Below are 13772 nucleotides of genomic sequence, written 5' to 3' on the forward strand. Positions count from 1 at the left end.
CTAAAGTCCTTCGAGGTGCGGCATCGCGGGCGCGGTTGTTCGTAACTATAGTAAAGACGGCTGGTTCAACTCACTGTCGATGATGTCTATGTACTGTTGCGCGCGGTCGCGTGCGGAGAATTGGGACCGCGAGAACTCGCGCGCCTTTAAGCGCAAGGCCAGCTCAGCGCCGGAGTCAGACAGAACGCTAGCGATCGTCGCCGCCGCTTCGGACGGTGACGTGGGGTCGAAGTAGATGCAGTTGTCCTCGCAGACATCGCGCACGAACGGTCGGTCGGAAGCGAACAGGAGCCCGTTTGCATGTAGTGCTTCGAGGGGGGCCACCGAGAACGACTCCAGCAGGCTGGGAAATATGGCTGCGTACGAGGCTTCGTAGACGGGTGGAAGGGACCGGAGCGGCAGCGGGCCAAGGTTGATTAGCCATCGGTGCGCCTCCTGGGGAAGGCGGGCCATTTCCGCGTGTTCGAGGGTTACAATGAACTGAACGTCGTGTCCCAGTCGTTCTAGCGCTTCGCCAATTCGAGGAAGCACGGCGTGGTTCTTGTGGGGGTAACCTCTGGAGATGTAGCAGAGCTTGACGGACTGGGTCGAGGGGATCTCGTCCGCTGCTGTCCGGTCCCAAGAACTTCGGCGCCTGAAGATTCCGTTGAGCGCGTTCGGCACAATGCTAATCTGCGTTTCGGGGAGGCCCGTTCGCTCCGCAAGTCTTGTGGCAACACGCGGAGACTCAACGATGACGCGGTCGACGCGAGCGAATAGCGCAATACTGACGCGGGCCCGCAGGGCTTTCACTGCGGTTGCCGCGAAGCGCCGCGGACGTTCCTCAATAGGGAGGTCCGGAGCGTCGAATATGGAGGCGCCGTCTGCGAAGCCGCAAATCTGCCGATGTGCCCGCCTGCGGCCGTATTCTGGCCCGAACAGCGTGAAGGAGGCGTCATACGGTTTCGTACGTATGCGTGGGAGCCAGTATTTGACTTGCCACCACCGGCGCGATGCAATAGTAACGCTCGTAGGGGGCAGGGGGACGGATATGTTTGCATGCACCTCTGGCGACAACTCCAAGTGGAGTGTTGAGAGCCAGGGGTATCGCGCGTCATCCCGCAGCGCTGACAGTTCGTCCACAAAGGAAGCCGCGACTTGAACCGCACCGCCGGTATGAAGGTTGCTTGCATCTACAAGGACGCGTCGGTGCATCATGAAGTGCTGCCCGGTCGTCTCACGCCGTTACGTGCATGATGGGTGCTGGCGGTGGAGCGGATATAGTTGAGAACGCGGCGGGACGAGTCTGCGATGGCGTAATCTGTTGGAGTGGAAGCAGGACCGGCGGTTCTATGCTGCGCCAAGGTCATGCGGACGGCATCGACTAAATCGACGCCCGAGAGGCCTGTCGTGATAATTGCCCCGCTGTCGATGGCCTCCGGGCGCTCTATAGCGTCGCGAATGGTAACTGCCGGGAACTGTAGTATCGCTGACTCTTCAGCAATCGTGCCACTATCAGATATTACGCATGCGGCGTGCCTCTGTAGTTGAACATACGCCATGAAACCCACCGGACGGTGTAGGCGGATGTGCTCGCTATAAGGGATCCGCCCTTCTTCGATGCGCCGGCGTGTACGCGGATGGGTCGAGACCAGGACCGGCATCGACATCGTCTCGCCTGCCAGTGCTAGTGCATTGAAAGCGGATTCGAGCCGTTCTGGATCGTCGACGTTCTCTTCCCTGTGGAGGCTCGCGAGAATGTAACTTTTCGGCTCAACTCCCACTTGTGACAAGATGTCGCTATTGTCGATCGCGGCCTCGTAGTAGTTGAGGATCTCGCGCATCGGAGACCCCATGTGAAGTATCCGCGAAGGGTGTATGCCTTCCGCTAGGAGGTTTCTGCGAGAGTGTTCGGAATATACAAGGTTGTAATCGGCTACGTGGTCGACGAGGTGCCGGTTAATTTCCTCCGGCACGTTGGGATCAAAGGACCTGTTACCCGCCTCGAGGTGGTAGACCGGCACCTTCATGCGCCTGGCCATGAGGGCCGAGATGCAGCTGTTGGTGTCGCCGAGTACCACCATGGCGTCGGGACGCTCCTCGCGCAGGACTCGCTCGGTGCCCTTGAGCACGTCGGCGAGAACGGCACCGAGGGACGATGTGTCGGCGTTGAGGAAGTGGTCCGGTCGGCGCAGGCCCAACTCTTCGAAGAAGATCTCGTTCAGTTCGTAGTCGTAGTTCTGCCCAGTGTGGACGAGGATGTGATCGGTGTTTTCCTCCAGTGCGGCGATGATCCTCGACAGGCGGATGATTTCCGGCCGGGTGCCGACCACGGTCACAACTCTTAGGCGTCCACTCATCAGACCTCCTCTGCGTAGGTGTCGGTGTCCTCAGGAGTGAAGAGTTCGTTGGTCCAGAAGACTGTCGTCAGGGTTCCGCTGCCGACGTTGGTGATTTTGTGCGGCCATCCCGTCGGCATATCGATGGCTACCGGCTCGTCGCCATTGACGCGGAAGACCTGGACGGGGTCGTCAAACAGGCGCCGCATCGCGATCTCCGCTTCGCCGTCGACCACGGCGAAGCGTTCGAGCTTGCGCAGGTGGAAGTGCTGCCCGCGAGTGATCCCTGGCTTCGTCGTGGAGACGAATGTCTGCCCTTCGCTCCCGCGGGCACGCACCGCCTCCGTCAACGCCCCGCGTTCGTCGGCCCGGCGCACGAGAGGGATCGTTGGTCGTTCGGCGAACATGCGGGCCCGGAGCGTGTTGAGCAGGTTGACCTCGAGTTCGCTGCTGAGCGGCGGGATCTCCCCGAGCCGGTAGGCCGCGTGAAGGGTCTCGAGTGTCTGGAGGACCGACGCGACGGATGTCGGGGTACCAGCGGGGCGCTGTTCACCGCCCGGCGTGGTCAGGGCTTCGATCAGCACCCGGGCAGCGTCCTGGACGTGGAGCAACTGGAGTTCCCGGTCGTCCACGCTGACGGCTTGCCCCTGGACGATCCGCTCGACAAAGGTGGCGACGAACGTGTTGTAGTTCGGCTTCGCGCCTTCGCCAAAGATGTTGGGTAGCAGGACGTCGACGAAGCTCGCGTTCCGTTCACGCGCTATGTCGGCGAGGACACGGCCCGCCTCCTGCTTGCCCCGCCCGTACGGACTGTCCATCCCCGATTGGATCGAGTTGGCGTAGACGACTTGGGTGGGCCGGGCGCTCAGCCGCAGGGCATTCGAGAGGTCCAGTGCCAAGCGGGCGTTGCCGTGCTCCACGGCGTAGGGTTCGCCGCGGTTCACGCCGGCGAGGTGGATCACGGCGTCAGCGTCCCTGACCAGGGCGGGCAGGTCGTTCCAGAGGCCCCGACCGACGGGCACGACCTCGTGGTTCGTGAGAGCCCGGAGCCGCGCGCGGAGGTGCCAACCGAGGAACCCGTCGGCTCCGGTCACCACCACTCGCATCAGGCGATCGCCTTCGCGAGTAGCGTCTGGATCTCTGGGAGCTGCATGAGAAGCTCCTTGGTCTCCTCGACCGTGAGGCGCGCAGTGTTCTCCGACGTGAAGTCTTCCGTTCGCGCGATGCGTCTCTCGCCCTCCTCGAAGTAGAGCTCGTACTCAAGCGAACGCGCGTCGAGCGGCACCCGGAAGTACTGAGCCTGATCCTCCGCTGTCACCATCTCCTCGCGGCTGAGTAGGGTCTCGTGCAGCTTCTCACCGTGACGGGTGCCGATGACGCGAATGTCTGGGTCGTCATCGCCCAGCAGGGAAGCGACCGCGCGCGCGAGAGTGTCGACGGTCGCTGCGGGGGCCTTGCGTACGAAGAGGTCGCCCGGCTCGGCGTGGAGGAAGGCGTGGTCGACGAGGTGGACAGACTCCTCGAGGGACATCAGGAACCGTGTCATCGACGGCTCCGTCAGCGTAAGCGGCTCACCCTGCCGGAGCTGCTGGATAAAGAGGGGGATGACGGAGCCGCGGGAGTACATGACATTGCCATAACGTGTGACCGAGACCACAGTCTGCGATGTCGGATTTCGGCGCGCAAATGCCTGAGCTGTCTTCTCCATGAGGGCTTTCGACATGCCCATGGCATTGACGGGGTAGACCGCCTTGTCGGTGCTTAGGCAGACAACTGACCGGACTCCGACCTTCGCCGATGCCTCAATTATGTTGTGGCTACCTCGAACGTTCGTCTTGACTGCCTGGTCCGGGAAGAACTCACAAGACGGCACCTGCTTGAGGGCGGCGGCATGGAACACAAAATCGGCTCCGCGCACCGCGGCCTCGACGCTGTCCATGTCGCGGACGTCCCCGATGAAGTACTGGAGCCGCGAGTCCGAGAGCCGACGACGCATGTCGTCCTGCTTGGCCTCGTCGCGGCTAAAGATCCGCACCTCTCCGATCCCTCGCGCCAGGAGATGCTCGGTCATGATCGACCCGAAGGAACCCGTGCCGCCAGTAATGGTTACGGTCGCACCTTGTATCGACGTCACTGTGATCCTGTCTCCTTGAGTTCCTTACCTGTATCCAGCTGGGCGAGTTTCCGACCGAGCGCTCGCCATCCTTCGTGCCCAACTGGCGGCAACCAACCGGCTGCTGTCAACCAGCTGTGCGCCTGCTCCTGGCCGAACCACAGCATTTCTACACGGCGTGCGTTACCCGCCAGTGAGGGGCTGAGCCGGCTTGCCGAGTTGAGACCTCGCACCACGGTTCGCGCGATTCGGCGCGGGATGCGAATGGGGCGCTTTCCCCCTAGTGCCTCTAGCAATGTCGTCGTGGTCAGGAGTTCGGACGGGTGCATGACGATCGAAGCGGGTACGGAAGCGGTCGTCGCGAGGTAAGCCAAAGCATCTGCGACGTTGTCAATCAGTGTCTGAGGCGTCGGATCCGTGCCCGGTGCGGCAACTGTCGAGACTGCAGAGCGGGCGATGCGGGCGGTTAAGCGCGTTACGCGTCGATCTGCGCCGTGTACGCCCGGCGGACGGTAGATCACGGTCTGCGCAGGGCCCTCTTGCCGGACGAGGTGCTCGCCGAGAAGTTTTGATCGCGCATATGGCGAGAAGGCGTCGAACTGCGAACCTTCGTCCAGGCGGCGAAGGCGTCCCTGGACGGCGGCGCTGCTGACCTGCACGAATCGCGTCAGGCCAGCAACGGCAGCCGCGCGGGCAGCTAGCGCTGGGAGCGCACTGTTCGCTGAAACTAGGGCGGGCCAGTTGCCCGACCTTGCCTCTGCGACGCCCGCGGCGTTCACAAGTGCATCTACGTGCTGAAGGCTGCTCGCCAGGTCGTCGAGTGCCTGACCGGCGCGATCTGGGAACGTCGCGGCATCGGAGGCTGTCATGGGCGCCAAGCGCGGTGCCCTGATGCGGACGACGGTGTGCCCCCGGCTCTCGAGCGCGTAGCAGGTGTGCGACCCCACGAATCCGGACGCGCCGAGGACGGCGACAGTCTTTCGAGGCGTCGTCACCTCCGCCTCCGAGCGGCACCTGCGTCGAGGAGCAGATCGCTGAGGCGTGCGGCGGCGACGTCCTCGCTGAGAGTGCTGCGGTAGTACTCCCTGCCCGCCGCCCCCATGGCACTGAGCTCTGCACGTGGCATCAGACGAAGCTCGAGGATGGCGTCTGCCATCGCCCGGGGATCCTGTGGAGGGACTACACGCCCTGCGCCAGAGGCATCGAGGATGCGCGCCGCATCTCCTGACACGGCGGCGATCACGGGTCTTCCTGCGGAAAGGGTGGCCTGGATTTTGCTCGGCATCGTCCTGTGAAATAGGGGGAGGTCTTGCAAGCTGACGAGTTGGACGTCTCCCAGGGCGAGAATGTGCGCCATGTTCCCCATTGGCTGGGCCTCGACGAAGCGCACATTTGTCAGGTCTCGCTCGCGCGCCATGGACTTGAGTGCCCGTTCCTCGACGCCGCTCCCGACGAATACGAATCCAATGTCCCTGTTGTCGCGGAGGCGTGTTGCCGCTTCGATGGCGGAGTCCAGCGCTTGGAACGTTCCGAAGTTACCCGCGTACATGACGGTGAAGGGTCTCGTGATGCCGAGCTGCGCCGCAAGTTGTTGGTCTCTATCCACCGGGCGAAATGCCGACTCGTCCGCCCAGTTCGGGACGAATGCGAGCTTGGAGTCGGGCACGCCTCTCCTGGTAATGGCGTCAGCCATGCCTGGCGACGTCACGGCGATGGTGTGTGCCCGGCGATAGACGGTGTCGCAGAACGCTTGGAGCGTCCTTTCGACGCGACCGACCCTCCCCTCCTCGAGGAAACCGCTCGAGACGACGGTTTGTGGCCACAGGTCCTGAATGTGGACCACAAAAGGCGTGTGCCTGAGTGTGCGCAGTGCCATTGCTGGCAGGGCGGTGGTTGCTGGCGACGAGTGCACGAGTGCCACATCTACCGGCGACAGTACAAAAGGCGCGGCGAGCGAGGCGCTGGCTGCAAACGTCATGTAATTTGCCGCGCGGTGCATCGCCCGGGAATCATGGCTCGGATAGAGTGGCGTCCGGTGGACAGTTATGCCCCCCATTTGCTCCTGCTGATAGTGCCGGAGTCGATACCCTTTATGCAGTTTCCCTGCGGGGTAGTTAGGAAATCCCGTGAGGACGTCAACTGAATGGCCGCGCCGCGCCAGACTGCGTGCGATGATGCCCGGCGTTGCGGCGGCTCCACCCTCTGGGTCGAACCACTGGGTCACTATGCCAATCCGGTTATTCATGCGGCGTCCGCCAGTTCCCGTCCATGCGAATTGCGCTTTCGATTGTGCAAGATTCGATCCGACATCAGATAGATCAGGAGGGTGCATGTGGTGGCGATGCAGCTTCCAATTGTGTTGAGCGTGGCCCATGCGACCGTGATCAGGGCGGAGGCTGACCCTGCCCACAGGGCGACCGGTGCATGCGCCCACCGTCGGAGGTGCACAAGGCGCTGGTAGGTGTGCTCACGGTGAGCGACCGTGAGCGGAGCACGCCGGATCGCGCGCTTGACCAAGGTGACCGCAGTGTCCGCGCCGAAGATCATCAGCGGGGCCAGAATCAGCGACACAGGCGCCTGGCCCGTTGCAGCTAGGAGGACGCCGCCGGCGGCGAGTGCACCGAAAAGGTAGCTGCCGACGTCACCCAGAAACAGGCGGGCGTGCGGTGCGTTCCATGGGAGGAATCCGAGAGCGGCTCCTGCGGTGGCCGCGCCGATAACCGCCAGCTCGGGCCCGCCATGGACCGCGCCGACAAGTAACGCGGTTGCGCCCCACACGAGCATCGTGAGCGCGGTGATGCCATTGATCCCGTCCATGAAGTTGACGACGTTGACGACCACGGGCATAGCAGCTGCTCCCACGGCCGCACCGGTCCAGCCGCCAAGGCTCAAGCCCGCCATGGCGCCGGTCGCTACTTGTGCGGCAAGTCGCGGTGCGGCGCCCACGGTGAGCCGGTCGTCGAGAAAGCCGACGACGGCCATGGCCAGCGCTGCCCCGACGACCGGCCAGGGGACTGGTTCGCCGAGAGCGGCGGCGACTGCAATCGCACTGGCTACTCCCAAAGCGCACGCGATGCCACCCCCGCGGGGGGTGGGGTTCACATGGGAAGACCGTGCATTTGGCCGATCGACGATATCGAAGCGAACGAGCGCCCGGCGGGTGATGGGCGCGCTTGCGGTGGTGAGGAGGACTGCCGCCCCTCCGATGAGCCACAGTTCCATCTCAGAACCCGGAGCGGTCGGTGCTCACGGCACTTGCCGATTGGTGGATGCCGTACCCGCCGAGCGTGGTCGTCGAGATAATCGAAGCGGGGTCGATGGCCGGGACCCTGACGTGCGAGATGAGCGGGTGGTGCGGCCGGTCGCCGGCCTCGTCCACGCTGAAGAGGTCCTCGTGGAGCTTCTCGCCGTTGCGGAGACCGGTGTAGACGATCTCGATGTCCTTGCCGGAGTGGGTGATGAGCCGCTGGGCGACATCGACGATCTTGACCGGCTCTCCCATGTCGAGGACGAGGACCTCGCCGTCGTTGCCGATGGCCGCCGCTTGGATGACGAGCTCGCACGCCTCGGGGATGGTCATGAAGAAACGGGTGACGTCGGGGTGCGTCACCGTCACGGGGCCGCCGGCCTCGATCTGGGCGTTGAAGGTGTGAAGCATCGACCCCCGCGAGCCGAGCACGTTGCCGAAGCGGACCGACAGGTACCGGCCGCTGGCGTGGTGGGAGTGCCAGGCCGTGAGCTGCTCGGCGATGCGCTTGGTCCGGCCGAGCACGCTCGTCGGGTTGGCGGCCTTGTCCGTCGAGATGTTGACGAACTGGTCGACGCCGTGGAGGGAGGAGAGGTCGAGGAGGTGGTGCGTGCCGAGGACGTTGGTCTTCCATCCCTCGTCGGGGTACTGCTCGAGCATGGGGAGGTGCTTGAGCGCCGCGGCGTGGAAGACCACTTCGGGCTGGTGCCGGGCGAAGATCGCGGCGAGCGCCTCGCGGTCGCGGATGTCGCACAGCACCATGTCCGGGGTGTCGAGCAGGCCCTGGCCGTAGATGGAGAGCTGCACGCCGTGGAGGGCGGACTCGTCACGGTCGAGGAGGATGAGGTCCGCGGGGCCGAACGTGTGGACCTGGCGCGCGAGCTCGGACCCGATGGAGCCGCCGGCGCCGGTGATGAGGACGCGCTTGCCGGTGAGGTACCCGGCGATGCCGGAGACGTCCGTGCTGATCTGGCGGCGGCCCAGGACGTCGGCGATGTCGACGCGCCGGACGTCGCTGAGCTGCACCTGGCCGCCGAGCATCCGCGACACGGGCGGCAGGACGAGCAGCGTCATGCCGGCGCCCTCGACGAGGTCGGAGATCTCCGAGATGAGCGACGTCTCCGCACTCGAGATGGCGAGGATGACGGTGGTGACGTCGTTCGCCCGGGCCACGGTGAGCAGGTCGTCCCGGCTGCCGAGGACCGGCACCCCGAGCATCCGGAGGTTGCGCTTGCTCCGGTTGTCGTCGATGAGGCCGACCACGCGGAAGGGGGAGGTGGTGTCGGTGTCGATGAGCCGGAGGAGCTGGTAGCCGGCGTCGCCCGCGCCGTAGACGAGCGTGCGCTCGGCGTCCTCCGCCACGGTGCGGTTGCGTGACCGGAGCGAGCGGTAGGCCCACCGCCCGATCGCCATGAAGAGCAGCGCGAGCGCGGGCGACGTGATCATCAGCGCGCGGAACTCGCCGGTCGGACGGACGCTGATGAGATACAGCGCCACGCAGGCCGCGACCGCAGCGGTGGAGAGGGCGAGTCCGAGCACCTCCTCGAAGCTGCCCACGCGGTACCGGCCCTGGTATGCCTTGCGTGCCAGCCCGATGGTCACCTGCAGCACGCAGGCGAGCCCGAGGAATAGGAGGACGGCGGCCCACTTGCTGGCGTCGTCCGCGCCGAGCGCGTCGTAGCGCGTGGCGACCACGAAACCGACCGCCACGGCCCAGCTCGCGCAGTCCCAGAGGACCATCAACGCGCGCCGCAGCACCGGTCGGTCAAGCATGGGGGAACCCGCCCGTTCCTCGAGAGTGGTGTGTCCTGACGGCGTGTGATCGGCGCCGTCATCACCTGTCGATAATAATTCGGTCCCCCGCAGATCACTTTAGACCAAAGTCGCACGTCTGTCGGGCAGATATCACACATAGATCCGCTATTCGACCATTTTCGGGGGTGCGCCACGGTCAGGGAGAGGAGAGGATGGTCGACCGTGTCCCGCACCTCGCCCGGCCGCGCCGACGCCCCGCTGTTCCCCATGCGCAGCGTGGTGCTGGGCGCCTTCGTGCCCTCGCTCCTCTTCGAGATCGGCGCGGGCGCGATGATGCCCGTCATCGCCATCACGGCCACCGCGCGCGGCGCCACCCTCGCCGTCGCGGGGGTCATGGCTGCGCTCCTGCCGATCGGCCAGATCCTCGCCGACCTGCCCGCCGGTGCGCTGGCCGCCAAGCTGGGCGACCGCCGCGCCATGCTGCTGGCCGGGGCCGTCGCGGCGGTGGGGTTCCTCGGCCTTGCGCTGGCGCCGAACCTCGCCGTCCTCGCCGCCAGCGTGCTGCTCACGGGGGCCTCCAGCGCGGTCTTCAACCTCGCCCGGCACTCCTACCTCACGGACATCACCCCGGCGCTGCAGCGTGCCCGCGTGCTCTCCACCCTGGCGGGCGTTCACCGCATCGGCTTCTTCATCGGGCCGTTCGCCGGCGCCGCCATCATCCACGGCGGGGACGTGCAGAACGCCTACTGGCTGGCCGTGGCGACGTCGCTGCTCGCCACGCTCGTCGTCGCCGCGGTCCGCGACGAGCCGACGGAGCGCGCCTCGCCGGGGGACAGTTCCGCGCACGCGGCGGCGGTACCGGGCGCGAAGCGGCCCACCATGCTCGCCGTGCTGCGCGAGCACCGGACCGTCTTCACCACGTTGGGGTTCGCGGTCCTGGCGGTGGGCGCGGTGCGTGGCGCGCGTCAGACGGTGCTGCCCCTGTGGGGGGAGCACCTCGGCTTCGACCCGGCGGTGACCAGCGTGATCTTCGGGCTCGCCGGTGGCGTCGACATGCTCCTGTTCTACCCGGCCGGCAAGGTGATGGACCGGTTCGGGCGGCTGTGGATCGGGATCCCGTCGATGGTCGTCATGGCGGTCGGCCTGGTGCTCCTGCCCTTCGCCACCACGGTCGGCGCCGTGGCCGTGGCCGCCATGGTGATCGGGCTCGGCAACGGCATGGGGTCGGGCGTCCTCATGACGCTGGGCGCCGACGTCGCCCCCGCCGGCCAGCGCTCGCAGTTCCTCGGGATCTGGCGCGTCTTCCAGGACACTGGCTCCGCCGTCGGGCCCCTCGTCATCTCGGCGGGCGCCGCGATCGGGTCGCTCGCGGCCGGCATCTGGGCGATGTCCGCGCTGGCCCTGGGCGCGGCGGGTGCCCTGGGCAGGTGGGTGCCCCGGTGGTCGGTCCACGCCAACCGAACCACCCGCCGTCGGGCCGGGATCGGCTAGGGGAATGCGCCTTCCGGTGGTGGTGCGCGGAGCGTGATGCGGGTCTCTCCCCGTTCCCATTGCGCCGGTGGGGTGGCTCTTTACGATTGCCCGGTTGGTGATGCGACGGTGATGGGTGATGTGTGGACGTAGAGGGCGAGTACGACGCCGGGCTTGACGAGCTTCGTGCAGCCGCGCGCCGGGACCGGCGTGGACGGGACGCCGCCGCCGGCATCAACACCTGGTCGGCCCGCTACATCACCTACGAGGGCTCCGAGCAGGGCCAGCGCTGGGAGCACCCGCGCGACGGCGCCGAGAGCTACCCCGCCGGGTGGGTCGTGACCCATGGCGGGAGCGACTGGCAGTCCGAGGAGTCGGCGAACCTCGACGAGCCGGGGGTCGCCGGCTGGACCCACGTCGAGGCGACGGACCGACTGGTCGCGGCTGACGCCGTGCCTGCGGATGAGGTCGAGGACCCGTCCCTGGCCCCGCTCGACGACCGGGACTAGGCGGCACTGACCTCCACCGGGGGCGGGGTGGGGCTGGCGCCCGCGTCGGTGATCTCCAGGGTCTCCTCCGGGGTGAGGTTCACCCGGAGGTCGGCGATGGTGATCGCCACCCACTGCTCGTAGTGGCTGATGCTCGCGATGGCTCCGGAGATCTCGGGCTCGTGCCCACGGACGTGCGCTCGCGCACCGAGGTGCGCCCGGGTGAGCTGGCTGGCAGCGATGGTCGTCGTCATGGCCCGTCCTCTGCTCGCGTCGGACGCGTCATTGCGCCCGACTTGGAGCGTACTCAAGGAGCCGTTCGTCGCACGTCAGGGGCCTCACCTGTAGACAAAGGTGTAACGGCGGGCGGTCCGGCCGCGGGCGCCCGGCTGTCCGCCGGGGCGCTCCGGCCGGCGCGCGGCTCAGCCCCAGGGCATGCCGTACTTCTCGACGAGCGCGGCGATCTCCGCGTCGGTGAGCAGGCGGGCGTCGGTCCGCGCCCCCAGCAGCAGCTGGGTCCGGGCGGCCTCCTCCACCTCGATCGCCCGGTCGACCGCCTCGGCGACCGTCCGTCCGGCCACGACCGAGCCGTGGTTACCCAGCAGCACCCCGTGGAAGCGCAGCGGGTGCTGGCGCACGGCCTCCGCCTGGGCGGGGTCGCCGGGCGGGGCGTAGGGGACGAGCGGCACGTTGCCGACCCGCATGAGCACGTACGGCGTCAGCGGCGCGAACGCCGTGTGCTCCCGCCACGCCGGCAGGCACGACGCGGCGACGGCGTGGGGGGAGTGGAGGTGGATGACGCAGCGGTAGGCGTCGTCCCGCGCGTACATCGCCAGGTGGAGCGGCGCCTCCTTCGTCGGGCGCGGCCCCGGCGCGGCATCGCCCGCCCCCGCATCGCCGGCCCCGGCGGCGGAGCGGTCGTCGAGCGTCGTGCGCGCCATCTGCTCGCGCTCGAGGGTCGCCAGCGACGTCCCGCTCGCGCTCATCCACACCTCCTCGCCGGTGCGCACGGACAGGTTCCCCGAGCTCCCCGGGGACATGCCGTAGGCGGCGAGGGCCCGCCCCGCGTCGAGGACGTCCTGCACCGGATCGCTCATCCCAGCTCCTCCCAGGCGGTGGTGAAGAGGTCCACCGTGCCGAAGTTCCCCGACTTGAGCACGAGGTTGACGTCGTCGGCGCCGCGGCGGCGCCCGGTGAGCCAGGAGACGCCCGGGCTGAGCAGCTGGCCCACCTCGAGGACGGCGACGTCGAGGCCGTGCGCCACGCTGCCCGACGTCTCGCCCCCGGCCACGACGAGCTGGGTGGCCCCGGCGTCGGCGAGGCGCGGCGCGAGGGCGGCGAAGAGGCCCTCGACCACCGCAGAGGCGTCTGCCGTGACGGCGCGGCCGCGGGCGACGTCGTCGGGGTCGCCGACGGAGTAGACAAGCACGGGGCGGTCGGGGGCCTCGGCCCACCGCTCCTGCGCCCACGCGAGGAGCGAGTCCACCTGGCCGGCGGGGTCCGCCAGGACGGCGGCGACGTCGACCTTCACGTGCGGCAGGTGCTCGCGCGCCGCCTGCACCTGCGCCTGCGTGGCGCGCGAGGCGCTGCCGGCGAGGACCGCGCGGCGCCCCGGGACGGCGGTGATGGGCCCGAGGGTGCGCCCCGTCGGGGGCAGGCCCAGGGCGAGGCCGGAGCCGCCGGTGACCAGGCGGGCGTCCGCCGTCGCCCGGGCGATGACGGCGAGGTCGTCGTTGTCGAGGGCGTCGACGACGACGTACCGCGCGCCCGACTCCTCGAGCCGGGCGAGCTCCGCGCGCAGGGCGTCCTCCCCGGTGTGGACCACGCCGACGGGCACCTCGGCGACCGGGTGCGCCGTCTGCGGGCGGAGCAGGTCGGCGACCCGCGAGTCCCACATGGGGTTGAGCGGGTGGTCCTTCATCGGGCTGCGGTCCAGCGGGTCGCTGCCGACGAACAGGTGGCCCTGGTAGACGGTGCGGCCGGCGTCGGGGAAGGCCGGGACGACGACGGCGCTGCGCGCCCCCGTCTCCTCGAGCAGGGCGTCGGCGATGGGGCCGATGTTCCCCTCGGGCGTGGAGTCGAACGTCGAGCAGTACTTGTCGTAGACCTGCGTGCAGCCGAGGCCGGCGAGCGCCCGCGCCGCCTCCCGGGCCTGCGCGACCGCTACGTCCGCCGGCGCCGAGCGGATCTTCAGGGCGACCACGACGGCGTCGTGGCCCGCGAGGCCCGCGAGGTCCTCCGCCGTCGGCACCCCGAGGGCGACGGCGGTCCGCAGCCCGCGGGCCCGCCAGTTCCCGGCGAGGTCGGTCGCCCCTGTGAAGTCGTCCGCGATCGCACCGCGCATCAGCTGCTCCCCATCGTTCGTCGTCGTGCCGGGCGTG

The 13772-nt window shown here is 67.6% G+C and carries 13 protein-coding genes; 2 read left to right on the top strand and 11 right to left on the bottom strand.

What is annotated here, in order from left to right; genetic code table 11:
* Positions 1-45: 45 nt before the first annotated feature.
* From EBO36_RS01845 to EBO36_RS01880, 8 genes are read right to left on the bottom strand one after another with little or no spacing between them, the layout of a single operon-like run.
* A complete protein-coding gene (locus tag EBO36_RS01845) occupies positions 46-1197 on the bottom strand; it encodes a glycosyltransferase (protein ID WP_122823123.1) in 1152 nt (383 codons plus the stop codon).
* Positions 1194-2339 carry a non-hydrolyzing UDP-N-acetylglucosamine 2-epimerase gene (wecB, locus tag EBO36_RS01850; protein ID WP_122823124.1) on the bottom strand — a complete coding sequence of 382 codons (1146 nt, stop codon included), beginning with the start codon at positions 2337-2339 and terminating at the stop codon, positions 1194-1196. Before wecB ends, EBO36_RS01845 begins: the two co-directional genes overlap by 4 nt.
* Entirely contained in the window at positions 2339-3424 is a 1086-nt protein-coding gene (locus EBO36_RS01855; protein ID WP_122823125.1) for a polysaccharide biosynthesis C-terminal domain-containing protein, read from the bottom strand. The genes wecB and EBO36_RS01855 overlap by 1 nt, the downstream gene beginning before the upstream one ends.
* A complete protein-coding gene (locus tag EBO36_RS01860) occupies positions 3424-4452 on the bottom strand; it encodes a polysaccharide biosynthesis protein (protein WP_122823126.1) in 1029 nt (342 codons plus the stop codon). The genes EBO36_RS01855 and EBO36_RS01860 overlap by 1 nt, the downstream gene beginning before the upstream one ends.
* Positions 4449-5426 (bottom strand): NAD-dependent epimerase/dehydratase family protein, encoded by a 978-nt coding sequence (locus tag EBO36_RS01865; protein WP_122823127.1) that lies wholly within the window; start codon positions 5424-5426, stop codon positions 4449-4451. Before EBO36_RS01865 ends, EBO36_RS01860 begins: the two co-directional genes overlap by 4 nt.
* Entirely contained in the window at positions 5423-6763 is a 1341-nt protein-coding gene (locus EBO36_RS01870) for a glycosyltransferase family 4 protein (protein WP_342352720.1), read from the bottom strand. Before EBO36_RS01870 ends, EBO36_RS01865 begins: the two co-directional genes overlap by 4 nt.
* Positions 6673-7653, bottom strand: coding sequence for an MraY family glycosyltransferase (locus EBO36_RS01875; protein ID WP_122823129.1), 981 nt, complete (start codon positions 7651-7653; stop codon positions 6673-6675). Before EBO36_RS01875 ends, EBO36_RS01870 begins: the two co-directional genes overlap by 91 nt.
* Position 7654: 1 nt before the next feature.
* Positions 7655-9451, bottom strand: a complete 1797-nt coding sequence (locus EBO36_RS01880; RefSeq protein WP_122823130.1) for a polysaccharide biosynthesis protein — start codon at positions 9449-9451, stop codon at positions 7655-7657.
* A gap of 204 nt (positions 9452-9655) precedes the next feature.
* Here EBO36_RS01880 and EBO36_RS01885 point away from each other — a divergent pair, with 204 nt between their 5' ends.
* Positions 9656-10924, top strand: a complete 1269-nt coding sequence (locus tag EBO36_RS01885) for an MFS transporter (RefSeq protein ID WP_244925336.1) — start codon at positions 9656-9658, stop codon at positions 10922-10924.
* 122 nt (positions 10925-11046) lie between these two features.
* On the top strand, positions 11047-11412 hold the full coding sequence (locus EBO36_RS01890; RefSeq protein WP_122823131.1) for a hypothetical protein: 366 nt from the start codon (positions 11047-11049) through the stop codon (positions 11410-11412).
* On the opposite strand, the gene EBO36_RS01895 is transcribed toward EBO36_RS01890, so the two are convergent.
* From EBO36_RS01895 to otnK, 3 genes are all read right to left on the bottom strand, one after another.
* Positions 11409-11645: a hypothetical protein gene (locus EBO36_RS01895; protein WP_122823132.1), complete on the bottom strand. Its 237-nt coding sequence runs from the start codon at positions 11643-11645 to the stop codon at positions 11409-11411. The genes EBO36_RS01890 and EBO36_RS01895 overlap by 4 nt on opposite strands.
* 168 nt (positions 11646-11813) lie before the next feature.
* Positions 11814-12488: a class II aldolase/adducin family protein gene (locus EBO36_RS01900; RefSeq protein ID WP_122823133.1), complete on the bottom strand. Its 675-nt coding sequence runs from the start codon at positions 12486-12488 to the stop codon at positions 11814-11816.
* Positions 12485-13735, bottom strand: coding sequence for a 3-oxo-tetronate kinase (gene otnK / locus EBO36_RS01905; protein ID WP_122825380.1), 1251 nt, complete (start codon positions 13733-13735; stop codon positions 12485-12487). Before otnK ends, EBO36_RS01900 begins: the two co-directional genes overlap by 4 nt.
* Between the last annotated feature and the right edge of the window lie 37 nt (positions 13736-13772).

This window comes from Georgenia faecalis (assembly GCF_003710105.1).
Classification (GTDB): domain Bacteria; phylum Actinomycetota; class Actinomycetes; order Actinomycetales; family Actinomycetaceae; genus Georgenia_A; species Georgenia_A faecalis.